This window comes from Corynebacterium guaraldiae, from assembly GCF_053480195.1.
On the sequence record NZ_JBRBAU010000005.1, the window covers coordinates 100,208 to 124,104 of the forward strand.

At 66.0% G+C, this 23,897-nt stretch carries 19 protein-coding genes and 1 pseudogene; 1 reads left to right on the forward strand and 19 read right to left on the reverse strand.

Features of this window, described 5'->3' with window-relative positions:
- Positions 1–2: 2 nt before the first annotated feature.
- The 11 genes and pseudogenes from ACUY3D_RS05435 to ACUY3D_RS05485 all read right to left on the reverse strand — a co-directional run bounded on the left by ACUY3D_RS05435 (position 3) and on the right by ACUY3D_RS05485 (position 13,366).
- Positions 3–1,862, reverse strand: coding sequence for a FadD32-like long-chain-fatty-acid--AMP ligase (locus ACUY3D_RS05435; RefSeq protein ID WP_448240537.1), 1,860 nt, complete (start codon positions 1,860–1,862; stop codon positions 3–5).
- Between the two features lie 138 nt (positions 1,863–2,000).
- Entirely contained in the window at positions 2,001–2,939 is a 939-nt protein-coding gene (locus ACUY3D_RS05440; RefSeq protein ID WP_448240539.1) for a cutinase family protein, read from the reverse strand.
- 54 nt (positions 2,940–2,993) lie between these two features.
- The gene (locus tag ACUY3D_RS05445) at positions 2,994–3,518 is read right to left on the reverse strand and encodes a hypothetical protein (protein ID WP_448240541.1); all 525 of its coding nucleotides are present in this window, start codon (positions 3,516–3,518) and stop codon (positions 2,994–2,996) included.
- 10 nt (positions 3,519–3,528) lie between these two features.
- Positions 3,529–5,442 (reverse strand): alpha/beta hydrolase-fold protein, encoded by a 1,914-nt coding sequence (locus ACUY3D_RS05450; protein WP_369815760.1) that lies wholly within the window; start codon positions 5,440–5,442, stop codon positions 3,529–3,531.
- Between the two features lie 302 nt (positions 5,443–5,744).
- The gene (locus ACUY3D_RS05455; protein WP_070624344.1) at positions 5,745–6,776 is read right to left on the reverse strand and encodes an alpha/beta hydrolase; all 1,032 of its coding nucleotides are present in this window, start codon (positions 6,774–6,776) and stop codon (positions 5,745–5,747) included.
- A gap of 144 nt (positions 6,777–6,920) precedes the next feature.
- Positions 6,921–8,666: an arabinofuranosyltransferase AftB family protein gene (locus tag ACUY3D_RS05460; RefSeq protein ID WP_448240543.1), complete on the reverse strand. Its 1,746-nt coding sequence runs from the start codon at positions 8,664–8,666 to the stop codon at positions 6,921–6,923.
- A 48-nt stretch (positions 8,667–8,714) separates the two neighbouring features.
- Positions 8,715–9,722 (reverse strand): decaprenyl-phosphate phosphoribosyltransferase, encoded by a 1,008-nt coding sequence (locus tag ACUY3D_RS05465; protein ID WP_070597014.1) that lies wholly within the window; start codon positions 9,720–9,722, stop codon positions 8,715–8,717.
- A complete protein-coding gene (locus tag ACUY3D_RS05470) occupies positions 9,719–10,246 on the reverse strand; it encodes a phosphatase PAP2 family protein (RefSeq protein ID WP_070517733.1) in 528 nt (175 codons plus the stop codon). Before ACUY3D_RS05470 ends, ACUY3D_RS05465 begins: the two co-directional genes overlap by 4 nt.
- Positions 10,236–12,197 carry a glycosyltransferase gene (locus ACUY3D_RS05475; RefSeq protein ID WP_448240546.1) on the reverse strand — a complete coding sequence of 654 codons (1,962 nt, stop codon included), beginning with the start codon at positions 12,195–12,197 and terminating at the stop codon, positions 10,236–10,238. The genes ACUY3D_RS05470 and ACUY3D_RS05475 overlap by 11 nt, the downstream gene beginning before the upstream one ends.
- A 94-nt stretch (positions 12,198–12,291) precedes the next feature.
- A pseudogene (locus tag ACUY3D_RS05480) lies at positions 12,292–12,450 on the reverse strand (three-helix bundle dimerization domain-containing protein); the annotation flags it as partial.
- 541 nt (positions 12,451–12,991) lie between these two features.
- Positions 12,992–13,366, reverse strand: a complete 375-nt coding sequence (locus ACUY3D_RS05485) for a hypothetical protein (RefSeq protein WP_141746424.1) — start codon at positions 13,364–13,366, stop codon at positions 12,992–12,994.
- A gap of 12 nt (positions 13,367–13,378) precedes the next feature.
- Between ACUY3D_RS05485 and ACUY3D_RS05490 the strand changes: the two genes are divergently transcribed.
- A complete protein-coding gene (locus ACUY3D_RS05490; RefSeq protein WP_154736589.1) occupies positions 13,379–13,546 on the forward strand; it encodes a hypothetical protein in 168 nt (55 codons plus the stop codon).
- Between the two features lie 17 nt (positions 13,547–13,563).
- On the opposite strand, the gene ACUY3D_RS05495 is transcribed toward ACUY3D_RS05490, so the two are convergent.
- The 8 genes from ACUY3D_RS05495 to ACUY3D_RS05530 all read right to left on the reverse strand — a co-directional run bounded on the left by ACUY3D_RS05495 (position 13,564) and on the right by ACUY3D_RS05530 (position 23,841).
- Positions 13,564–15,297 carry an ABC transporter ATP-binding protein gene (locus tag ACUY3D_RS05495; protein ID WP_448240548.1) on the reverse strand — a complete coding sequence of 578 codons (1,734 nt, stop codon included), beginning with the start codon at positions 15,295–15,297 and terminating at the stop codon, positions 13,564–13,566.
- Complete coding sequence (locus ACUY3D_RS05500) at positions 15,294–17,072, reverse strand: ABC transporter ATP-binding protein (RefSeq protein WP_070531852.1); 1,779 nt, start codon at positions 17,070–17,072, stop codon at positions 15,294–15,296. Before ACUY3D_RS05500 ends, ACUY3D_RS05495 begins: the two co-directional genes overlap by 4 nt.
- A complete protein-coding gene (locus ACUY3D_RS05505) occupies positions 17,069–17,752 on the reverse strand; it encodes a class I SAM-dependent methyltransferase (protein ID WP_070523823.1) in 684 nt (227 codons plus the stop codon). The genes ACUY3D_RS05500 and ACUY3D_RS05505 overlap by 4 nt, the downstream gene beginning before the upstream one ends.
- 73 nt (positions 17,753–17,825) lie before the next feature.
- A complete protein-coding gene (locus tag ACUY3D_RS05510) occupies positions 17,826–18,563 on the reverse strand; it encodes an ABC transporter permease (RefSeq protein ID WP_269948856.1) in 738 nt (245 codons plus the stop codon).
- Positions 18,560–19,312, reverse strand: a complete 753-nt coding sequence (locus tag ACUY3D_RS05515; protein ID WP_269948855.1) for an ABC transporter permease — start codon at positions 19,310–19,312, stop codon at positions 18,560–18,562. Before ACUY3D_RS05515 ends, ACUY3D_RS05510 begins: the two co-directional genes overlap by 4 nt.
- Positions 19,309–20,352 (reverse strand): ABC transporter ATP-binding protein, encoded by a 1,044-nt coding sequence (locus ACUY3D_RS05520; protein WP_269948854.1) that lies wholly within the window; start codon positions 20,350–20,352, stop codon positions 19,309–19,311. Before ACUY3D_RS05520 ends, ACUY3D_RS05515 begins: the two co-directional genes overlap by 4 nt.
- Entirely contained in the window at positions 20,349–21,428 is a 1,080-nt protein-coding gene (locus ACUY3D_RS05525) for a saccharopine dehydrogenase family protein (RefSeq protein WP_347948350.1), read from the reverse strand. Before ACUY3D_RS05525 ends, ACUY3D_RS05520 begins: the two co-directional genes overlap by 4 nt.
- 166 nt (positions 21,429–21,594) lie before the next feature.
- Positions 21,595–23,841, reverse strand: coding sequence for an ATP-binding cassette domain-containing protein (locus ACUY3D_RS05530; RefSeq protein ID WP_232770745.1), 2,247 nt, complete (start codon positions 23,839–23,841; stop codon positions 21,595–21,597).
- Positions 23,842–23,897 lie beyond the last annotated feature (56 nt).

The following is a 23,897-nucleotide window of genomic DNA, read 5'->3' on the forward strand; positions in this document are numbered from 1 at the left end:
CTTTAGGAAGCGAGGTAGATCTTCTTGGCCACGCGGCGGGCAATCTTGCCCGAGGAGGTGCGCTTGATCTCGTTTGCGTTAAACCACTGGATGACCGCCGGGGTCACGCCGTGGTTCGCGGAGACCGCGGAGCGGATGGCTTCGGACGCGGCGGCGTCATCGGCCGGGTTGGCGCCATCGGCGCGCTCGATGAGCAAGACGAGCTCCTCGGTGCTGCCGCCCTCCACGGAGAAGGCCGCGATGGAGTCCGCACGGACGTGGCCCGAGGCCTCCTGCACGGTGCCCTCGATGTCCTGCGGGTAGTGGTTGCGGCCTGCGACCACGATGAGGTCCTTGAGGCGGCCGGTGATGTAGAGCTGGTTATCCACGATTGCCGCGAGGTCACCGGTGGCCAACCAGTTATTGTCCTCCGGGGCATTCGGCACGCGGGTGCCCTCCGCCAAGCGCTCCCCCAGCGTGTTGTGGAAGGTCGAGGCGGTTTCCTCCGCGCGGTCCAGGTAGCCAGCGGCTCGGTTCTCGCCGTGCAGCCAGATTTCACCCACGCGGCCATCCGGCAGCTCGGTCTTGGTCTCCGGGTCCACGATGGTCAGGTGCTGGGCCACGACGCTCTGGCCACAGGAGGCATAGGCCACGGAATCCGCGGACTTCTCCACGATGACCGCCTCACCCTGAGCCAGACGCTCGCGGTCGAAGTGGGAAATGACCGGGCGCTCCGGAGTCTGCGGCGTGGTGACAATCAACGAGGCCTCCGCCATGCCATAGGACGGGCGCAGGGCATCGCGGCGCAGGCCAAACTCTTCCTTGCCGAAAGTCTCCCAGAAGGAATTCACCGCAGACTCGGTCACCGGCTCCGAGCCGATCACGATGCCGTCGACGTTGCTGAAGTCCAGCTTCTCCCCCTCGGCCGGGGCGCCGTAGCGCGCGGCGAGCTCGAGGGCGAAGTTCGGAACCACGGCATAGGTACCTTGCAGCTGCTCATCGATGGGCTGGCGCTTGAGCTGATCAATCCAGCGCTTGGGCTGCTGCACGAAGTCGCGCGGCGTCATGATTTCCAGGTTGAGGCCCAGAATCGTCACGAAGACCGCCAGGATGATGCCCATATCGTGGTGCATCGGCAGCCAGGACACCACGCGCGCTGGCAGCTTGATCTGCACCGCGGTGAAGATCTGCAGAACGTTGGTCATGATGTTGCGGTTGGTCAGCAGCACGCCCGCAGGTGTCCGGGTGGAGCCGGAGGTGTACTGCAGGAAGGCCGGGTGATCGACCGGCGCGGTCTGCAGCGCGGCCAGGGCCGCCTTGCCCTCCTCCGTCTCCAACGGGTTCGCCCAGCTCTGTGCCAGGGAATCCGGCAGGGAGTCGATGGAGATGATGCGCGGGCGCTCGGCCGCCGGGCGGTCCGAGAAGTATGCACGGTTCGCGGCGGCCGAGATGTTATTGGTCAGCACGATCGACGGGTTAGCGTCACCAAAGACCGCCCGCAGGTGGTCGGTGTGCCCGGGCTCGTTCGGATCATAGAGCGGGATCGGGGTCATGCCCGCGTACATCGCACCAAGGAAGCCAAAGATGTACTCGGGGGAGTTGCCCGCCAGGATCGCCACACGGTCCCCCATCTTGCCCACCTGCTGCAGGCGCGCAGCCACTGCCTTGATGCGGGTATTGACCTGGGAACGGGTGACATCGCGCGGCGTTCCCTCCGGGTTATCGCTATAGAGCCATTGGCGCATGACCGGGCGGTCCGGGATTCCCGCCTGCTGCTCCGCGGCATAGACGTGCTCGGCAAGGCCCGCCAACGTGAGGTGGGGCGGCAGGGCGATGTTGCCCTTCTCGTCGAAGAACTGGCCGATCAAGGCTTTCAGGTCCATGTGGGAAAGCTCCTTCGTAGGGTAGAGCGGGGCACATACCCCTGCATCACGTACTTTTGACATTAAAAATATCAGAAGGACTACGCCGACCGTTACATGGCGCGCGGTGCGGTGGCGTACGGAGGCCGTCGCCAAGCGCTATTGTGCGTCGATGGTGTCCTTGGCCCACTGCGTCACCCATTGGTTGGCCGTGGTGCCTTCGATGGTGTCCGGATTAGAGGCATACAGTGCGTGGACGCCGTTGGCGTCGATGAGATCGCGGGCGCGCTCGAGGCCGTTGCTGACGTCCAGTGGTGCATCACAGATGGAGTCATTCGGCGCGCAAATCTGGAAGGTGCGGTCCGCTAGCGTTCCAAAACCGTTGGCGCGCTCACCGCGCATCGTGGCGCCCGGGACGATGCCCTGAATCAACGTTGAGACCGGCTGCAGGGCAATCTCCGCACCCACGCCGCCGACGTGCGCGCCCGGGTTAATGCCCACGCCGTCCTGGCGCCGCCCGTCCGCGATGAGTGCGACACCCACCACGCTCTCTGCGGGCACGGGCCCGTTGCCGCCGCCGATTCGGTCCGCTACATCACCCGCGATGACCGCGCCCTGCGAAAAGCCGCTCAGGATGAACTTCGTGTTCGGGCAGGTCTCGTGCATGTAGGTCAGCTCGCCTTCCAGGCGCGAGGTGCCCTCGTTGCGGGAATCGTCGTAGCTCATCTCGTGCTGCGCGTTAATGTTCTTGAACTGCGCGGTGTACGGCAGCGTCCACACCTTGACGTCCTCGGGAACGTAGGCCTCCTTCAGCGGATTCGTAATCGACAGCATAAAGGAGTTCGGGTTCGCCCCCGGGTTGATCGGATCATCGTCCGCGGCGGATTCCCACGTTCCCGGCGCGGAGATGAACTCTACGCGCGGGCACCAGTCCGGCTGCTCGGGGGTTGCGTTTTCTTCGCCCTCCCCCTGGGAGGGGGCGGGCTCCGCAAGGTTTCCTTGCTCTCCTTCCTCGCGGGTGTTGAGGAAGTGGACCGCTCCCCCGCCAATCACGGCGAGGAGAACAACGACGGCAAGGACGGTAAGTGTTTTACGCATGAAGAAATTTCTACCTCGAGAAGGCACGGGATTGTCTGGAAAATCCCTGCCACGTTACTGAGCGCAGAGCTTGCGGCCCTGCTCGGTGATGAGCCGGACTAGTTCCTCATGGCTAAGCTCGGTGCGGCCCTGCTCAATGAGCTGTCCGGCCACTGCCGGTGCGGTGACGGCATCGCCCTGGCAGGAGGCCTGCGCGGCACCCACCACTTGGTCTTCCACGCCGTCGACGTTTACGCCGGCCTTCGCCACCGCAGCCAGGAAGTCCTGGTCTGGGCCTTGCGCGGGAGCGGGGGCGGGGATCTCGGAGATCTCGTGTGCGCCGCGGTCTTCCGGCTCCCCGTCCTGTTCCTCTTCGGTGCGCGACGCCGACGAAGAGCTTTCCGACGCCCCACTAGCTGACGCCGAGCTTGCCGACGCCCCGCCGCTCGCCGCGGAGGAACGCTCCAACGGCGCCACGGAGGTGTCGGTGGCCTCGCCCTCCTCGACGGTGGCGGAACCGCAACCGCTCAACAGGGCACCGGCGGCGAGCAGCACGGCCGCGCCGGCTGCCGTGGCGGGACGCGCGGGGAAAAGACGCATGGCGGTTCTCCTACTTCTTATCCGCCTGGACCTGGCCCATGACCTCACGGATGACGCCATGCTGGAAGGACTGGGTCAGCCCACCGGCCGGAATGGAGGTGTAGTCCTCCGTCGGCCAGCCAAACTCGCCCTGCTCCCAGCCGTGCTTGCCCCACTCGTCGAAGATCTTGCCCTTGAGGATGTAGTGCGCGCCGGAGTCCATGGACCAGTAGATGTTGCCGTGCTCGAATTCCTGGAAGAAGCCGCCGTTGACGGCCTTTTCCTCACCAACCGGGAAGCCCAGCTCGGACTCAGCAGCCTTCAGCTCCTTGTACTTCGCGCCGATGGCGCCGTGGACGATGTGGAAGGAACCGTCCGGGTTGCGGGTCAGCACGCCGTCCTCGAAGTCCTGGACCTGGCCGTCGCCGACCTTGCGTGCCTCGGCAACCGGGTACTTGAGGTCGCCGCCCTCGAAGCCGTTCTTGCCCCATGCGTCGAAGAAGTCCTTCGGGATGGGCCAAGCGCCGGTTTCCGGGGTCCAGTAGATGGAGCCGTGCTCGAAGTGGACGTAGCGGCCGCGGCCGTCGGGGGTCTTTTCCTCGCCGGTCGTCGGGAAGCCCAGCCAGGAGGTCGGTCCACCGAGCTCGGAGTAGCGAGCGCCGATGCGGCCGATCACGGCGTGTGCGCCGGTCTCCGGGGACCAGTAGGCGGTACCGGCCTGGAAGTCCTGGGCCTTGCCGCGCTCGGCGACGTCATACTCGTTGTTCACGCAGTTACCGATGATGCCGGACTTGGTGGCCTCCGCAATGGCCCCGACCGGAGTGCAGTCCGCGCCGCGGTCGCTCTTGTCCAGGCCAAGGGAATCAGCGATGTAGGGCCATGCCTCGGTCATCTCAAACTGCCAGTATTCCCAGCTGTGAACGCCGGTCGGACGGAACTTAACCACTGGTTCGACGCCAGCGCGCTTAGCGTAATCAACGAAGGTCTGGGTGGACATGCGGGAGATGGCCTCCAGGCCCACGCCGGCCATGTTGGCCTGGCCCTTGGCCACCGAGCCGATCTGGCCGTAGTCATCCTTGCCGTTACCGGCGGAGACATAGACCTTCATGTCCTTGAGGTTCTCGATGCCCAGCTTCGGATCGTGGTCGATCCAATCCTGGGAGTACAGGTCACCCCACATGTTGGTAGAGGTGAATCCGCCGGCATCGGCCTGCGCGGCGGTAATGGCCTCCGGCATGCCGGTGGTGGTGGTATCGAGGTAACCCGAGAAGGAGCCAACGTACTTGAAGGCCCAGGGGTTGCGCTCAGCAAGGTTGACAGCGGCGGTACCGCCCATGGAGATGCCGGTGACGGCGCGCTTGCCGTTGGAGCGGTAGCCCTTCTCCAGGATCGGGATGAGTTCCTTCATCAGGAAGGTCTCCCACATGTAGTGCCTGCCGTTGTCTTCCTTCTGCCAGTCGGAGTAGAAGGAGGACTCGCCGCCCACCGGCATGATGAGGTTGACGTTGCGGTCGGCGTACTGGGACAAGATGTTGGTCTCGATGGTCCAGCCGGACTCGTCGTCGCGGGCGCGCAGGCCATCAAGAGCCCAGACCTCCGGGAAGGTCTTGTCCGGGTTGGAGTACCAGTCACGCGCGAGCTGGATCTGCACGACCTGTTCCTTGTCCGGCATGGCGGCGGACTTGATGTAGACCTTGAGGTGGCGGTTGGTCAGATACTCAACGCGGGACACGGACACGCCCTCCGGCAAGCCCTCGATCTTCGGGTATTCGGTCTCCACCGGAGTGCGCTGCGGCGGATTGGACGGGGCGAAGGAATCGGAGAGGTTGGAGCTGCCCAGAAGATCAGTAATTCCGTCGCTGGAAGAGCCGGAAGACTGCGCGTTTGCAATAGGCAGCAACGCAAAGCCCACGGCCACGGCGGTGGGCAGTGCAGCGATGGTCAGGCCCTTGCGGGCTGCGGACGGGGAACGCAGGCCGGAAACCTTGGTGGACCGGCGGGGCTGAGTTGACGCAGTGTTCGGCATTGAAGAGTCCTTGTTAGGGGTAAATCGAGATGAGGGCACGCGCTACCGCGAGCGGGCTCCGCAGGTTCCCCTCCTGCGGAACTCGCCACCGTACGCGTAGTGAGCGGTCTAATGTGTTCTCAAGTTTAAGTTTAACTTGAGACTTTGGGAAGGGGGACACGCCCACCATGTCTATGAAAAAGCCGCCGTGCTCAAGAGCACGGCGGCCACGCAGGAGATGATTACCAAGCGTTCATTACGTTAAGCACCTGCGGCTTGGAGCGTTCGAGTTGGTATCCGAACTGCTCCCAGTTGTGCAGGCCCTGTGCCGGGTAATTCGTCTGCAGGCGAACGCCCATTGCACGGGCCTTCAGCTCCCACAGGCGGGTGGTGCCGTTGGCAAAGCCTTCCAAGGCCACGCCGGCCGCGATGTGCTCCGGACGGTAGCGCTGCTGATCCACCGGCCCCGGGATGCCGGACGCGGCGGAGACATAAACGTCCGTTCCGTGCGCAGCCAGATCCGGGATCAGGTTGAACGGATCATTGCTGAAGCGCTTCGGGTTGATGATGGAACCGTACATGGCGTTGATGTTGAAGCCGCCGGCGTCGAGCAGCGCCAGGCGCATAAAGGTCTGAGCGCCCGGCAAGGTCGTGGTGAGGTAGCCGGAGTAGGACAGCGCCTGGCGGAACTGCTCCGGGTGCTTGCCAGCGAGGGTGATGGCAGCGGTAGCGCCCATGGACAGGCCGGCAACTGAGTTGTTGTTGCGGGCCACTCCGAAGTTGCCCTCCAGGTAGGCCGGCAGTTCCTGGGTCAGGAAGGTTTCCCACTGGTAGTTGACCGGCTTGACCAAGTCATAGGTGGCCGGGCCGTTCCAGTCCGCGTAGAAGGACGCTGCGCCACCCACCGGCATCACCAGGGTGATGTTGTGGTCTACATAGGTGCGCGCGGCGTTGACGTCATTGATCCAGGCATTGGTGGAATCGGTAGCGCGCAGGCCATCGAGCAGGTACAGACCTGCGTTGCCGCCGTTCTTAGCCGGCTGGATCTGCACTGGGATGTTGCGGCCCATTGCCTGGGACCACACGTCGCAGCGCTGTACCCAGTAGCCGACGCGGTCCCACTCGCAGGCACCGGTGGCGTCGCCACGCAGCCAGTCCCGGTTGGCGGCGGATGCTTCTTGCGTACCCGCGGTCACTACCAGGCCCAAAGCCACAGCGATGGCTGCCACCACTGAGAGGACCCGAGTCCGCAGGCCAGAGCTTAGTGAACTCATGTTTCTCCTTAACGTTTTTACTGCCACTACTACATCGCCAACACGCCAGCGATAGTTACAGATCAATAACAAGAATCTTGTTTAGCGTAACGCACCCTGGCAATTTTCGCCTACCCATGGGGGTGCTCCCCAGCTCACACCAAGCTAATGGACAGGATAATCGCTCGGGTCAGACGGCAACATGAGCGTGCGCCCCGAGGTCAGCGAGAAAGCTAGATTCGCGCGGAAGCGCTCCCACGTCAGGGGCGCGCTATAGGAAGCGATGAGTTCCTGCACTTCTGGGCTGTCCAGCGCGGCGCGCGCCTGGCGGGTCTTGTCCTTGTCATACCACGGCGGGAGATACTCGATGTCCGCGCCCGTGAGTGCTGCTTGCCATTCCAGCTCGAGGGATTTGTCGTGGCCCACGCGCCCGCCTTCCTCGCGGGGCATGCGCGCGGCCATCGGCGTGGCCAGACCGATCGTGTCAAGAACCCGGACATTGAGCGGCGCGTTCATCGACGTCATGCCCAAGTTCACCAAGTACACCGTCGGTGGCTCGTTCATTCCCGGCTCGCGCGGAACGGTGAGCCAGTTGAGCAGGTCCTTTTCTTTATCCTCCACATAGATGGTGGCCAGGGCATCTCCGCCAACGAGTTTCTCGCCGGCTTCTTCGTAGCCGCGCATGAACTTCATCCCCAGGTAATCCCGCGCCGAGCGCGGCGGGTGGCCCGCCTCGCGGTGGGTGGCATAGGTCCAGAAATCACGCTCATCCACGATGGACAGCGGCTTTTCATAGGCATCCCAATCCGTCGGATGCCCGCGCAGCACGATGATGAATGCCCACACCGCGCAGAAGGCCACCGCGAGCGAAGACACAAGACCCTTGAGCGGCAGCACGAAAACGGGGAGAAGCGCGGCAAAGAGCGGCAGCAGCAGCATGCGGCCGTGCATGAAGTCACCGCCAACGCGCAACACGTACAGAACGTGCACCGCCGCGGCCCCGACCATCAGGTAAGTCACGGTCGAGGCGCTGCGCAGTGCTGCCGGGCGCAGCTGGGCGCGGAAGGTCCACAACGCTGCACCCAAAAGCACGAGAACGGGCAGGTACAGGGCATAAGGCCCCACGAAGTCCTTCAGGTAGTTCAGGCCGCTGCCCCACGCGCTTGACGACGCCGACTTGGCCACCGCCGTGTGCGGAGTCACCAGGCCGTAGTAGCCCATGCGGAAGAATTGGTAGCCCGCGGGAATGGGAAGGGCCGCGCCGAGGATGCCCAGCCACGCCTTCCAATTACGGTGTGCTGCCAAGAGCAGCAGGCCGGCCAGTCCACCGTAGAGCGCGAACTCCGGGCGCACGAGCCAGGACAGCCCGGCCCACAGCGCTAGCCAGTAGGCGCTGGCGCTATCGCGGGACTGCGCCCAGTGCTGCAGCAGCGCCCATAGGGCCGCGAGGTAGAAAATGGACAGGCCCCATTCGAGCCCGGAGGTGAAGAAGTCACGGGCCGGGGGCAGCGCGAGGTAGACCAGCGCGCCCGCGGGAGCCACCAGCGGTGCGGCAAACTGGCCCGAGCGGAAGAAGGCGCGTGCCGTGGCCCACGTCCCCAGCACCATCGCCGCAACCGCCAGCACGAGGCCCAGGTTGACGGCGATGGATTCCAGCGGGGCGTTCGTTACCCACCGCACGAGGAGGATCAGGTATTGCCACAGCGTCGAGGTATTCGCCTCGACGCGCTCCCCCGCGTTGAAAACGGGCCCGTTTCCCTCCTCAAGGTTGCGCACAGTGCGCAGGACGATCAAACCGTCGTCGGAGATCCAGCGGCGGGCGAATCCACCCCAAAACGAGAAAACTCCGATCACGATGACCGAGGCCAGCGCGCTGAGCGCGGCCGCGGTACGTGTATCGGATTTTCGCATGAGGAGAGAGTTTAGCACTTGCCTTGCCCTGTTCCCGATCGCCGCTGGCTAGCCCACCATTACCGGCATGATGTAGACCGCCATGGCAATGCATGCCAGCCACACCAGGGCCAGAATCTGGAGGACGCGGTCCTCCAAGGCGATCTCGTCCGGTGCACCGCCATTGCCGCGGTCCACATCGGCGGCATAGCGCAGAATGGCGATGGTGAACGGCACCATGGAGATTTGGTACCACACGCTGGCCGGCCCATCAGACTCGTTGGAGAGCTGGAAGCCCCACAGGGAGTAGGACATAACCACGGCAGTAGCCGCCAGCGTCCATACGAAACGCAGGTAGGTGGGCGTGTACCCCTCCAAGGATTTGCGGATCTTGGCGCCCGTGCGCTGGGCTAAAAGGATCTCCGAGTAGCGCTTACCCGAGGCCATGAACAGGGAGCCGAACGCGGCCACCAGCAGGAACCACTGGGATAGCTCGATGCCCGCGGCCACGCCGCCGGCCATGGTCCGCAGCATGAAACCGGAGGACACCAGGGCGATGTCGATCACCGGCATGTGCTTCCACCCGAAGCAGTAGCCCAGCTGCAGGCCGATATAGATAGCCATGACGATGGCGAGCTGCAGGCCCGCCGTGGCCAAGAAGGACAGACCAATCGAGCCGATGATGAGCACGGCCGCCATGGCATAGGCCAGGCCCACCGGAAGCACGCCCGCCGCGATCGGGCGGAAGCGCTTCGTCGGGTGCTCACGGTCGGCCTCCACATCGCGGGCATCGTTGATGAGGTAAATGGAGGACGCGCCCATGCAGAAGACGATGAAGGCAAGGAGGACGTCGAGAAGCACGCGCGAATGGAACAGCGAGTCCGCGCCCGCGGCCGCAGGGGCGGCCAAGACCAGGACGTTCTTGACCCACTGCTTGGGGCGCAGGGCCTTGACCATGCCGTCGGCGAGGTTCTTCGGGGGCTTGCGCTTGCGGCCGGTATCGATGCCGGAGGTGTGCGGCTCAGAGTGGAAGACTCTCTGCTCACCGTCGTCGACGCGGTTTGGTCGTTCGCTCATGCGGTCTTCCTTTCATAGCGGTGACATGCTTCCGCGGTGGCGGCCCCCAGCAGGGCGCCGAACGCCGTATCGGATGGGTAATGTACCCCGAGCACCATACGCGAGGCCATCATGACCGGCACACCGACGAGCGGTGCTGGGGTTCCCAGAACGTGCGCGGCGCCCACGAGGAACGCGGTTGTCGACGTCGCGTGGGAGGACGGAAAAGACAGCTTAGACGGGGTTTTCACGCCCACCTTGACGTAGTCATAGTCCGGGCGCTTGCGGCGCACAATGCGCTTGATCACAACGCTGGCCGCGTGCGCGGTGAAAGCGCCCACGCCAACAGCCACCCACTGGCGGCGGCGCGCCGGCTTCTGGTAATTCACAGCGGCACCCAGACCAGAGAGAGCCAGCCACCCCAGGGCGTGCTCGCCGAAGTGGCTTAAGCCCCGCGCGGTGGGCAGAACACCGGGGGCCTCGAAGGCCACGTCCTGGATCTTCTCGAGGACGTGGGATTCGGCGACAGAAAGCTTATTGGGCATCGAAGACCTTTCGCCAGGACTCGCGGGAGGTCAGCTCCGGCAGTGCCGCGCGGTACTCGGCGCGCAGGTCATCGAAGTCCTCCTCGATTTCCTTGAGCAGCTCGCGGGTGGACTTCACCAGCTCGAGGGCCAGCTCGCGGTCGCGCTTGCGGAAGGCCACGCCGGTGCCGCCCGCGGTGGAGACGGTGGCGGAATCCACGCGGGAGAGCGTGAACCAGCGGGCCTCCTCCGGGGTGAGGTTGAGCTGCGGCGCCTCGTGATGGGCCGGGTCTTCCTTGGTAACCAGGTGCTTGGCAGACTTGATGAGCCACGGGATTTTCTTGATCTTGCCCAGGCGGCCGCCGATGTTGCGGGTCGGCACGCCCGGCGCGCCGGTGGGCGCGGGCAGCTGATCCGCCGACTCGATGATGACGGCGTCCGGGAATTCCTTGCGGATCGCCGCGATGCGTGGCAGCGAGGACTCCAGGATGTCGAAGAGCTGATCCGGGCCGGCCAGGAAGTCCTTCATGGCCTCCAGCTGGATGGCCATGGTGGAGTACTCCATGCACATGGTGTGCTTGAGGGTGGACTTGAAGATGGACTTTGTAATCCCGCGCGCATCGCCCTCGTGGTAGAGGGCCGCCACGATGAGGCGGTTGCGCAGGTGGAAGTAGGCCTGCCAGTCGATGGCATCGTCCTTATCCGCCCACGCCATGTGCCAGATGGCAGCGCCCGGCCAGGTCACCGTCGGGAAACCGTGGGCGGCGGCGCGCAGGGAATATTCAGTGTCATCCCACTTGATGAACAGCGGCAGCGGCTGCCCGATGCTCTCCGCGACGACGCGCGGGAAGAGGCACATCCACCAGCCGTTGTATTCCACGTCGACGCGGCGGTGCAGCGCGCGGGAGTCGTACTTCTTCGGGTCGAGGTGGGACTGGGCGTCACCGATGGCGCGCAGCGGGTACTTGGCAAAGTCGTGGTCGTAAACGGCGTGCTCGGCCGCGCCCCACATGAAGTCGGCGCGGTTGACGCGCTCGCCGGTGGTGCGCAGCTGGGAGCGCTCCTGCAGGTTGAGCATCTGGCCGCCCACGATGAAGGGCTTGGCGGCGTAGCGCGCTGCTTGGACCGCACGAAGGACGGAATCCGGCTCGATGGCGATGTCATCGTCCATGTAGAGGATGTAGGGCGAGTCGGTATTCTCCAGCGCCTCGAACATGATGCGGGAGTAGCCGCCCGAGCCGCCCAGGTTGCCCTGGCGGAACTCGCGGAAGCGCTCACCGAAGTGCGCCACCGCTTCGTCATAGCCCGGCTCGTCCGCCGGGTGCTGGTTGCCCTGGTCCGGCATAAGGACGTAGTCGATGATGCCGTCCACCACCGGGTCCTCCGCCAGCGCCTGCAGCGCCGCGACGGCGTCGGTGGGTCGGTTGAAGGTCGGAATGCCCACGGCCACGCGCTTCTCCTGCGCCGGGTACTCGCTACCGTCCGGCAGGAGCTGCGGGTTCGGGGCGTGGGGGGCGCACCAGGCGACGTCGGCAAGCACGGTGTCCTTGACGGCGGAGGCGTCGAACCACAGCAGGCCGCCGTCCTCGAAGTTCTTCAGGGGCAGCTCAAACTCGTGGTGGCCGGTGGTCACCACGTGGTTGGCCACGGCGATGCGCTGGCCGTCTTGCTTGGAACGGTAGAGGGAAATGTTGGCTTCGCCCTCGACGTCCATGACCAGCACGATGGACTTCAGCTGGGACCAGCGGCGCCAGTAGGCGGCCGGGAAGGCGTTGAAGTAGGTCTCGAAGGAGGCCTCTTCGCCGGCCGGGATGGTCACGGAGGTGCGGCCGCTCCAGCTGAGGCGCTCGCGGTTTTGCTCGGACTCGATGAGGTAGAGCATGCGGACGTCGACCGGCTCGCCACGCTTGGGCAGCAGGATGCGCTGTACGGGTTCTAGCGTTTCGCGCGCAGCAGAATTGTTGGCAGTCACGATATTTTCGGTTCTCCACACAGATTTCGACAGTATTCAGAAACCAAGATTAGTGGTTTCGCACTCTTCAGCTGAGTTCCCACGCGGCTGAAAGCTAAGCCGAGAGGGGTGCATCCTCCGAGATGGGTTCGATGCCCAGACGGTTGAGCATGTAAAGCACGCGGGCGCCGAGGTCGTCAGCCAGCTCGCGGGTCTCCTCTACGGTTTCTGCCGTAGCGATATCCCAAATCTTGATGTCCTTGCCGACTTCGTCGCCTATGATTGCGGCGCCAAAAGGAAATCGACCTCGATGGTCACGAACTCGTGGCCGCAATTGTCAGAGGCTCAAGAGAGTGTCGAATCGGAGGGAGATTGAGAAAGTAGAGAACAATACTGACTAATTTTTCGCTAACTGACAACTATTAACTCTGTGCAATAAGAAGGATACTCCTCATAGCAACACATGATCAGAGTGTCTTTCTTCCTATTTCAGTCAGCTCAAAGAGTCGACTTTAGCGAACCTCTTCCCAACTGCTCCCCAAGTGAGATAAACGCCGGTACAAACAAGAAATGCTGCAAAAAGAACGCCAGCAAGGGAAAACGAAACCTTCAGAGAAATCCCCGCCATCACATGCCCCAATGAGGAACCAAGGATGGGCCTGACCCCCGACGTGTCTACTCTCCGGGGGTCAGGCCCCAAGCCCACCCGTGGAGTTCACAACCTATATAGGAACACGCCCCGACGAGGTGACGAGAATCCCCTCGTCGCTGTCGGACGGCGGTTTCCCGACCGGTGGCCCGGCCGCCGGCAAACCTCACCCGCGGCCGCCCGGGCCCTGTCCATGGCCAAGCCCAGTCTGGTGTCCCCGGCGCCAACGACTTCCGGTGCCACCCCGGGACGGTGAATTGCCCGTCATCCTCATTCCCGGGACCGGGTCGTCGAACAGCTCATCGGTACCGGTGCCTCGAACCACGGGCCCCGGGAGCACAGCGCAGCCGATCGCTTTGACGTCCACCCCGAGATGCGCCACGGATACTCCCGAAACGCCGGCAAAACGAACGCGCTTGCCTGGGAACAGCAGATCTCCGGTTCCATGCTGCTGAATGAGCTGACCATCGGCGACATCACTCGACCGAGCGTGCGGTACACCTTCCTGGGCACGCGGCACGACAATGCCGTGCTCCCCCACTAAAACTCCTTCGTGCGGGAACCCGGCGTCACCAACATCACCGTCCAAGACGTGTGCCCCGCCCACCGCACCGAGCACTACGGCTTCAATTACGCCCCTGTCGCCCAGGGCATCGTCGAGGACCCGCTGACCGGGACGGCGTGGCGGGACCACTGCACCGGTACCGGACCGGAGCGATAGTCCTCGACGGACGAGGATCAGGCGCCCGGGGAGCCTCCCGTCCGGCACGTCCACGACTCGGCGTAGCGGCCGCCCTTCGCCAGCAATTCATCGTGCGTGCCCCGTTCTGCGACCGTCCCGTCCTCCGAAAGCACGACGATGAGGTCGGCATCGCGGACGGTGTGCAGGCGATGGGCGACGACGATCACGGTGTGATCGCCGCGCAACGCTTCCATCGTGCCGACAATCGCCTGCTCAGTGGCCGCATCCAGCGAGGACGTTGGCTCGTCGAAAAGCACCACCGGGGAATCCTTCAGAAGCGCCCGGGCGATGGCGACGCGCTGCCGCTCGCCTCCCGACAGCAGCGTCCCCTCCTCCCCCACCGGGTTATCCCACCCGGAAGGCAGCAGCTCCACGATGCGGTCCACCCCGGATCGCCGGGCGGCCTCGCGCAAGCGGTCTCCGTCGCCGGGCCCGGAACCGAAGCCGGGGTCGGCGAAGACCACGTTGTCCTGCACGGACGCGTCGAAGAGGAACGTCTCCTGGAACACCGGGGTCACCAGCGAGTTCACGCCGTCGGTGCCGATCCGAGGCAAGGGCACCCCGCCAATGAGGATCTCCCCCGAGTCCGGATCATGAAACCGCGACAGCAGCCGCATGACCGTCGTCTTGCCCGCCCCCGAAGGTCCCACTATGGCGACCAGCGCTCCCTGAGGCGCACGGAAGCTGACGCCGTCGAGGACCTTCTTCTCCCCGTACCCGAAGCTCACGCCGCGGAACTCCACGTCATGCCCGTCGGGCAGCTCCGGTGCGGCCGGTTCGGGAAGGGCGGGGATCGCCCGCAGGTCACGCAGCGCAGCCAACGTGTTGCGGCCCGCGCCGAAACCGCCGGACAACGCTCCCGCCGTGGTGATCGGTCCGGTGAACTGGACGACCACAATGAGCATCGGCGCCAAATACGCCGGTGACATCCCGCCCGTCGCGGCGACCGCCACGGCGACGACCACCGCCGCCGTGAACACCGCATGGACGACCGAGCCCAACCGTCCGATGGCCGCGCCTTGCGTCGACGTCGCCTTCGCGAACGCATCGTGTTGGGCCTGGATCGCCTCATCCACCATCGCGTCCGCCGCCGAACCGTCGCCCGCGGCGCGAATCACCTGCTGGCCGCGGGTGAACTCGATCAGCCTGCCGGAGACGGCAGCGACGGCATCAGCATGCGCTTCGTCCGACTCCCCGCCGACTCGGCCAATGGCCCGGTAGGCGAAGAAGAGCACCGGCGCCGACGCGACGAGAACCAACCCGACGCGCCAATCCACCGCCAGAATTCCGAGAGCGATGACGGTCGGCGCAACCACAGCAGCGATGACGGGCCTCAGGATCACGTGCGGCACGGACGCCGCGAACGCCATGCCCGAAGACGCCATCTCCGAAAAGCGGCCGGCCGTGGACTTGGTGACGTACCCGAGTGGCAACGTCAGCACGCGTTCGCCCAGGGAACGCAGCAGGGACGACAGCACCGCTGCGGAATTCGCCCTGCCGACCGTCCCCGCGGCGAGGGACAGCACCGCATGGGCGGCCGCGAGGCCGGCGATGACGCCGGTGAAACGCCACGCCGTCGCATCATCTCCCACGGCCAGAGCCGACAGCAGCGGCAGCAGCGCGACGAACGCCGCACCCTGTGCCAGCGCGGCAAGCGCGGCCAACGCAATGAGCCACGCCAGCGTCATCTTCGAGCGCCGATCCGTCATCGACCACAAGTCCCGGATCATCGGTTCCCTGCCTTTTCATCGTCTGCTTCAGTGCCCCGCGGGGCGGATGGTTCGTCGTCGAGCGCGAACGCGCGCCACAGATCCCGGTAGCGGCCACCGCGCGCAAGCAACTCGTCGTGGGTGCCCGCCTCCGCGACCGCTCCCCCATCGAGAACGAGGATGCGGTCGGCGTTGCGGATCGTGCTCAATCTGTGCGCAATCACGATCACCGTCCGCGAACGAGCCAAACGCTCGATTGCGGACTGAATGAGGGCCTCGGAAGCCGGATCCGCGTAAGCGGTTGCCTCGTCGAAGATGAGCACCGGCGCGTCCGTGACAATCGACCTCGCGATGGCCACGCGCTGCGCCTCACCACCGGAAAAGGTCACGTCGACGTTGACCACCGAATCCAGGCCCTTCGGCAGCGCCGCGATGACCGTATCGAGGTTCGCGAGCTTCGCGGCCGCCATGATTTCGCCGTCGGTGGCGTCTCTCCTGGCCAGCCGGATGTTCTCCCGCAAGGGCAGCGTGAGCAACTGCGGATCCTGGAACACCACCGACACCGAACGGTGCACGTCGCGCACGGCGATGTCGCGAAGATCGTCGCCGCCCAGCAGCACCGAGCCTTCGACAGGGTCGTGGAAACGTGCCAACAGCCGGGCGACGGTGGACTTTCCGGAACCGGAGGACCCCACCAGCGCCGTGAGGGTCCCCGGTTCGAACGTCGCGGACATCCCGTCGAGGACCCGCGGCCCATCCCCGTAGGAGAAGACCAGGTTCCGAACCTCGAGCGCGCCCCCGCGCGCGGGCACCGGATCGGCGGGCTCGGCGATCGGCGGCGTGCTCAGCACCTTCGCAATGGACTTCAGAGCGGCGAGCCCCGCGATGATGGGTTCGGAGTTCATGGCCACCCGCACGATCGCCGCGGAGAGTCCAAGGCCGAGAACCAGCCCGGCGACGAGACCCTCGGGTTTGCCGCCCGCGGTGTCCCTCAAAGCGAGGCCGGCGCCGCACACCACTGCGAGGACCGTGATCGGGGACGTCACCACGTCGATGAGCCCGAGATAGATGTTCGACTGCCGGGACCAGGCGGACCACGCGCGGACGAACGACGACGCCGCGGCATCGTAGCGGCCCGCGCCCTGGTTGGCGCGTCCGAAGGACTTCATCACAGGGATGCCGCGCACCAACTCGATGACCGCAGCCGTCACTTTTTCAGAGGCTCGCTCGTAGTCGCGCTGAAGATCGGCTCCGCGCGAAATCATCATGCCCATCAGGGCGAAGGTGACCAGCACTGGGACGACCGCCACCGCCGCGATCCGCCAATCGACCGCGACGAGCGCGATGAGGGAAAGCAGGGGAACCAGCACCGCCACCACGGTCTCGCCGACGGTGTGGCCCATGAGCTGGTGGACGGCCGCGACGTCCTTCTCAACCGACCCGATGATCCCCGACGAGCGCCGGGCGTCCAGCCAGCCCAGCGGCAGCTTCCGGATATGGGCAACCAACCGGCGCCGGAGGTGGAGCTGCAGGTCGTTATCCGCCCGGTGCGAGAGCATGCCGGCGGCGCCGTCTGCAGCCATTCGCACCGTCGCGGCGACGACGATGACAGCCACGGCCAACCACGTCCGATGCACCGGGGCCTCCGGGTACGTCATCGCGATGTCGATGATGCCGACCAGCGAAGCGACGGTAGCCACCGACGACAGGACGGACAACGCGACCACCGCACGCATCCGGGTCCGGATCGGGGCGAGCAGCGACCACGGGCCGACGGTCCCGTCCACGGCGCTCACTTCCCCGCCTCCCCGATCACGCTTTTCTTCGCGAGAGTGCAGAAATACACCATGCCGGCGCGTGAGGCTCCGTCCAGCTTCAGCCCGTTGGCTTCGGCGAGGTCCTCGAGCTCGCTGCCCCGGAACACCCGGTGGCCCATCTTCGCCATGACGGCCATGTCGACCCGCTCGTTCACGTCGGGATCCTCGACGAACGTCTGCACGTAAGCGATGCCGCCGTCGGCGAGCAGCCCGGAGACCCTGCCGAGCGCGGCTCCCGCATCCTTCATTTGGTGGAGCGCGCCGCACACCCAGATTTCACAGGCCCCGCCGGGCTCTCCCGCGAGCGGCGTGAGGATGTCGGCAACGTGGAATTCCGTCCGGGCCCCGAGCCCGTCGGCGGCGGCGCGTTCGCGGGCGATGCGGATCGCATTGGGCGACAGGTCGTAGCCGACGATGTTCGCCCTGCGATAGCGAGACTCAGCGGCGAGCGTGCGGGCGAGCCACCCGGTTCCGCAACCGAGGTCGAGGACCCGGGCCGGCGCATCCGGCCCGGGATCCAGCGCACGGAGCTTCCGGTACACGGCGGCGGCGTCCATCGGTTCGCGCGCATAGCGGCTTAGGAACCTCGGCTCGACCTTGTCCTCGTAGGCCGCGAGGAGCCTGCGGTTGTTCTGGACGATCTGGGCGATCGACTTCATCTGGTTCTGTCTCCGGGTGTGTGGGCCGCGTCCACGCGGCGGTTTCGGGTTAGATGCTCGGATTCGCGGGCCGTCATGCAGACTCCCCCGGCCTCGTTTTCACGGCGATGCCCCACGCCGCGAGCACGGCGATACCAAAGAACCAGGCCGCGCAGACCACCAGACCCGCAGCCCCGGTGCCGTTGACGGCCTCGCCGGCCGCGGATACGGGGGTGTGCCCGGCGATTCCGCGCAGGAGGGGACGGAAGTGGTCGGCGGGCATGAGCACCGTGTTGACGAACATCGCAACGATGATCAACGGGATAAGGGCCACGGATCCCTGGGGGCTAGTGATGGAGAACGCGATGTACGTGCCGGTGCATGCGGCCGCCGCGGCAACCATCGCGCCGGTCACCGTGATCCTCCACCACCAGGACACCTCCGGGGGGCCGTCGGAAAGCAAGGCGGCCACCGCCGCGACGACGACCGTCATCGCCATGATTCGGATGAACTCGGCGATGATCCGTGCGGTCGGCACGGCCGCGTACGGTGCCGGCATTGTGATCAACCGCTCGTGGAGGCCATTGCTGCGTTCAACGAACACGGTGGACGATCCCGTGATGGCCAAGATGAACGCCCACGCCGTCACGACAAGGATGACCGCGTCCCGGAGTTCGAACTCTCCGGTGAGCTGCCTGACCAGGCTACCGAACATGCGGTTGACGATGAACAGGTACACGAGCGGAGCAATGAACGTCATGAACCAGAAGTCAGGGCGCCGCAGCCAAGTGTGGACGATGCGCCGCAGATGCAAGAAAATAGCGTCGATCATGATTCGCTCCTCAAGGTGAACCGGCGGATGAACAGGACGATTCCGACGACCGCCGCGACACCGAGCCACAGGGCGGCCTCTTCCCCGGCGTGATCCGGGAAGGCGCCCGGGGACGCCGCCCTGATCACCTCGATCACCGGCGAAAAAGGCATGTGGCGCACGATGTCGCGCAGGGAGCCGTCCAAAGCGGTCGCCGGAATGAACGCGGTGGAGAACATGAGCAGCAGCATTTCCAGCGCCTGGATCGATGAGGCCGTCGACACCGGGGCGGGCACCATCAGGATCACCCCGTCCGTGACCAGGGACAGGACCGCCGCGGCGAGCAGCGACCACAGGACAGTCCACGCGACGTCACCGACAGCCATGTCGAGGCCGCAGGCCCACGCGACGACCAGCAGCGCCGCGATCGACGCGGACATCCGCAGCACATCGGTGGCGAGCCTGCCGGCGACATAGCCGCCTGTGGCCCCGGGCAACACACGCACGCGGTCAACGAGCCCGGATTCGACGTCCTGTCCCACCGCCATCGCCGACGCCGCGGCAGTGAACATCGCCGCTTGGAACAGGCAGCCGCCGAGCACGAAACGCAGGTACCCGAAGCCGGATTGCCCCGCCGAGTACCCAAACACCGCGTACAGGCACAGCAGGAAGAGGGTCGGAACTACGAACATGGAGATCAGCGACGCGGTGTTGCGTCGCAACAGCAGCAAATCCCGACGGAGAAACGCCGCGACCGACGTCGCACTCATCGCGCCGCACCCCCTGCGTTCATCGATATGAACACCTCGTTGAGGGTGGGCGGCGACACGCTCAGCGAATCCGGCGACGCTTCCGAGGCCTCCATCGCCTGCGCCACCGCCTCGAGGACCTGAGGTCCGGGGTCGACGTCGAGGGACACCGACTTCCCCGCGACGCGGGCGCCGTCTAGGCACGTTCCCCCGAGGCAGCAGGCGAACGCCTCCGCCTCGGCGGCGGTGGCGAAGGACACGCGGAGCACGTGCGACCCGAAGTCACGGCGCAATGCCTCCGGCGTTCCGCTGGCGACGATGCGGCGATCCTTGAGCAGATGGACGTGGTCGGCCAGCGCCTCCGCCTCTTCCAGGTACTGGGTGGTCAGCACCAGGGTCATTCCGTCGTCCCGCAGTTGCCGGATGAAGCCCCACAGCTCTTCGCGGCTGACCGGGTCCAGCCCCGTCGTGGGTTCGTCGAGGAACAGCAGCCTGGGCACGACGCACAGCGACGCGGCGATGTCGAGACGGCGCCGCATGCCACCCGAATAGGCCGACGCCAACGTCGAAGCACTGTCCGCGAGCGAGAATTGCGCGAGCAGTTCCGTCGCGCGGGCGGCCGCGTCGGCGCGGTCGAGTCCGCGCAGCCGCCCGAAGAACTCCAGGTTCTCCCGGCCGGTGAGGTTCTCGTCGATCGCCGCGAATTGGCCGGTGGTGGCAATGTCGGCGCGCACGCCCGCCGGATCCTCTTTCACATCGCGCGAGAAGATGCTCACCTCGCCGGAGTCTGCGGTAATGAGCGTCGACAGGATTCGGATGAGGGTGGTCTTGCCTGCGCCGTTGTGGCCGAGGAACGACACGATCGACCCGGCGGGCACGGTGAAACTCACGCCGTCGAGCACATGCTTGCGTATCCGGGCGCCGCGCTTTCCCTTGCGCCCGCCGTCCGGCGGAGCACCTGCCCCGCCTTCGGGCGCGGTGCCGGCTTTGCCCGCAATCGGGTAGCTCTTCGTGAGGTCGCGGACGACGATCGCCGCACCCCGTTCAGCTTGATCTGTCATCGTTTCTCCTTTTCTTTGGTGTCGCAGTGGGCCGCTGCCGGCAGTGGCCCCGTGGTCGGGTTGTCATGCGGCGTTTCGATATGGATGCCCGCATCGCGGGCGAAGGCGAGGACCGGTTCGAGGAGCCGGGGGTGGCCGACGAGATCCCGGCACCCCGGCGCGACCGGCTTCCCCGCGACCGACGCAACGGTGGCGGCAGCAATCGCCGCGGTCATTTTGTAGGAACCTGGGCCGGTCGCCCGGACTACGGTCGTCTCGGCCGCCGACCCCGCATCGCCCGCGCCGGCGGAGGACAGTGCGATGACCAGCTCGGCGGGTTGCGGAGTGCCGTTCGCCCGCGCCTTCCGCGACGTCACGGCCGCCCCGAGACGGGCGAGCAGACCGGAGACGACGGACATCGCGTACAGTCTCGACGTGCGGATCTTCTCCACCGACTCATCGGGGAGAGCATCGAAGGCGACGTGGTAGGAAAATCCGAGGATCGAGGGGCACACCCCGCGTACGACGTCGATGTCCGGGCATTCGTAGCCGATTCCGCTTTGCGACGACACCAGGTTGCGCCACACTTCGACGATGGCGCCGCCGAGCATCGCGCGGTATCCGCCGCGAATGGTCCGGAGCATCGACTCGACCGACGCGGCCCCGGATTCCTGGTCGGCGCCAATTCGCAGATCGACCCGCACATCGCGGACCTCTTCGGCCCCCGCAGCGCAGGCCCCGAGCATCAACAGGGCCGTCGACAAGCCCGGGCACAGGCCGAACCCGGTGAGCACGGGAACCCCCTCCCGCCGAGCATCCCCGTCGAGGGCCATGATTGCGCGGCGGGCGTCGATCGAATCGTTGACGTCGATGTACCCGGTGCCTGAGTCGATGCAAGCACGGGCGAGTGAGTCTGCATGCACCTCGAACGGGCCGATGCCGGCTTCGGCCAGCCGAGTCGCAGCCGCCACCGCCTCCGCATGGACCCGGCCGTACGGGACGAGGACGTCCCGCCGATTCTCGACGAAGGTGATCCCCTTCTTCGTCTCATCGGCCTTGTCCCGAAGCACGTCGCTGATGGTCCGGATCGTGTTCACTGGTACCTCTTTCGGTTGCCGGCGCCATGCCGGTGCCGGGCGGACCGGGCCCGCATGGCGCGACCCGGAGGATGTGTCTGAAGGGTTGAAGCAACTGGGTGGGGCGCGTCTCCGTACAGGCTCGGAAACGCTCGCGGGCTCGGGGCCCGCCGGTTCCGGGTGCCCGTCAAGTCACTGCGGACACCAGGGCGGCAACGAAGGCCGCGGCGGACGCTGCGGCCGCGAAACCGTCACGCACTCGCCAGGGGTGATCGGTGCGGAAGGTACGTCGCGGATGGCGGCCGAAGTTGCGCATCACCAGGGTCAGGGACAGCTTTTCGGCGCAGCGCACGGCGCTGACGAACAGGGGAAAGGCGATGCGCGCGGGCGTCGTCGCGCGAATGAAGCCGGAGCGGAAAGACTGCCCCGGTCGCATCGAGCGCAATCTAATCGCCCATGTCAGCTGGGGGATTTCGCTGCGCAGGAACGCCGCGATGCTCACCCCGGAAATCGCTATGGTGCACCATGTGTAGGGCACCCGGAGGCGTTGCACCATGGCGTCGAAAAGCTCCTCGACGCGCATACACGCGGAGACCAGGACCGTCCCCGCAAACACGGCCGTCAGTAGCAGTCCGTGATGGATGCCGTGGCGGACAGCCTCCGCCGGATCCCCACTGCCGTAGAACTCGGAGCGCCACCCGAGCAGGCCGAAGAACACCCCGATCAACAGGACGAGGAGGACCTTCCCCGCCGTCGCCCGAACGTCGCGTTCCGCGATCGCAGCGAGTGCGAGGAACGCGACCCCCGTCAGAGCGAGAACGGCGTCTCCGCCGGAGAGCAGCCCGGCGACGAGGACGAGCATCACCGCCGCGACAATCGTGATGGCGTTCAACCCCGCGCGCCTTCGAGCGGCGGATCCACTGGTCCAGGGGCTTTCGTCCAAGGACGTCCGTGCGCCGGCCGCGGGCAGTGCGCGATCCCGCCGGGACGACTCCGGGGAAGCCGGCACGTCGGCTGCGGGACCGGACCAGGCGACCTTCCCTTCGGCGACGATGCTCGCCCGATCCGCCCACGTTCGCGCAGCACGGCGGTCGTGGCACGTGAACACAACGGTTCCGCCGGCCCCTGCGTATTCCGCTAGGGCATCCAGTACGATGCGCGAGCTCGGCGAATCCAGATGCGCCAACGGCTCGTCGAGAAGCAGCAAACGGCGATTGGCCGCCACCGCCAGGAAGATGCCCAACCGTCTTTTCTGTCCGCCCGACAGGACGAACGGCGAGACGGGGTCAAGTGCCCGGGGGCACAAGGCTTCCCGCAGTTTCCACAGCTCATCGGCGCCGAGTGGTCCGTGCGGGTCCGTGCCGGCCAGCGCGGAGTCGATTTCCGCGGCGACGGTCGCGCGGGTGAACTGGTGCTCGGGGTTCTGGAACGCCAACGACGCGAAGGCGTCGGGGACGCGCCGGGCGGACGCGCCGTCAATCCGGAGGTCCGCTCCCGCCTTCATCTGGCCCGACAGCACCGCCAGCAAGGTGGACTTACCGACTCCGTTGGCACCGACTAGGGCATGAATCTCGCCCCGTTCCAGTGTCAGATCGGCCCCGTTCAGGATCCGCTCCCTGCCCCGGGCCACATGGGCTCCGGTCAAGGCCAGCAGTGGAACGGCGTCCGCCTCCGATTCCGGATCGGCGCCATCCCCGGCTCCCCGGGGCCTTCGCCGCCGGTCCGGACTGAGACGGTCCGGTGCCCCCGTGCCCGGCGTACTGGCGTCCGGCGCTCCGGCGGTCGCGGCCGACGTCGCAATGCCCTTCACCGCGATACCCTCCGGCGCTCCGTGCGCGGCGACGCTCCCGTCCGCATCGAGGATTGTCACCGTGTCGACCCACCCGTCGAACGGACGGAGGTCGTGCTCGATGAGCAGGATGACGCGCCCCGGGGCCCGCAAATCACGGATGGCGGCGAACAGCGCCCGCCGACCGTCCTCGTCGACGTGGGCGGCGGGCTCGTCGAAGATCATGACCTCCGGCGCCCTGGCCACCGCACCAGCGATGGCCATCCGCTGGCGTTGCCCGCCCGACAAAGCCCACGGATCCTTCTCCGCGAGCTCTGACAGCCCGAGCTCCGATAGAGCCTCGGCTGATCGCTTGGCGACGATACCGGCTTCCACGAGGGAAAACTCGAGGGCCATGGCCACGTCATCGACGACTCGGAGCGTGAGCACCTGCGTCGCCGGGTCTTGCCCGACGAAGGTGACCCGGTCCCCGTCCACGGGGCGTTCGGTGCCGTCGGCATCGACGATGTGCACGAATCCGGCATGGTCGATGGGGATGTGCGAGGGAATCAGTCCAGCGATGAGGTGGGCCAGGCTTGTCTTTCCGCATCCCACGGGTCCCGTGATGGCGTTGATCGTGCCGAAATCGAAGGAGAGATCCACCATGTCGGGTGCCCATCGCCCATCGGCGTGCCGCACGCCCGCGCCCCTAACCCGTAACC

Coding starts and splice junctions, on each gene's coding strand:
- ACUY3D_RS05460 (WP_448240543.1), bottom strand. CDS start 8,666: ATGCGAAAATCCGATACACGTACCGCGGCCGCGCTCAGCGCGCTGGCC.
- ACUY3D_RS05530 (WP_232770745.1), bottom strand. CDS start 23,841: ATGGTGGATCTCTCCTTCGATTTCGGCACGATCAACGCCATCACGGGA.
- ACUY3D_RS05515 (WP_269948855.1), bottom strand. CDS start 19,312: ATGAGTGCGACGTCGGTCGCGGCGTTTCTCCGTCGGGATTTGCTGCTG.
- ACUY3D_RS05465 (WP_070597014.1), bottom strand. CDS start 9,722: ATGAGCGAACGACCAAACCGCGTCGACGACGGTGAGCAGAGAGTCTTC.
- ACUY3D_RS05455 (WP_070624344.1), bottom strand. CDS start 6,776: ATGAGTTCACTAAGCTCTGGCCTGCGGACTCGGGTCCTCTCAGTGGTG.
- ACUY3D_RS05495 (WP_448240548.1), bottom strand. CDS start 15,297: ATGATCCGGGACTTGTGGTCGATGACGGATCGGCGCTCGAAGATGACG.
- ACUY3D_RS05435 (WP_448240537.1), bottom strand. CDS start 1,862: ATGGACCTGAAAGCCTTGATCGGCCAGTTCTTCGACGAGAAGGGCAAC.
- ACUY3D_RS05510 (WP_269948856.1), bottom strand. CDS start 18,563: ATGATCGACGCTATTTTCTTGCATCTGCGGCGCATCGTCCACACTTGG.
- ACUY3D_RS05440 (WP_448240539.1), bottom strand. CDS start 2,939: ATGCGTAAAACACTTACCGTCCTTGCCGTCGTTGTTCTCCTCGCCGTG.
- ACUY3D_RS05505 (WP_070523823.1), bottom strand. CDS start 17,752: ATGAAGTCGATCGCCCAGATCGTCCAGAACAACCGCAGGCTCCTCGCG.
- ACUY3D_RS05445 (WP_448240541.1), bottom strand. CDS start 3,518: ATGCGTCTTTTCCCCGCGCGTCCCGCCACGGCAGCCGGCGCGGCCGTG.
- ACUY3D_RS05470 (WP_070517733.1), bottom strand. CDS start 10,246: ATGCCCAATAAGCTTTCTGTCGCCGAATCCCACGTCCTCGAGAAGATC.
- ACUY3D_RS05520 (WP_269948854.1), bottom strand. CDS start 20,352: ATGACAGATCAAGCTGAACGGGGTGCGGCGATCGTCGTCCGCGACCTC.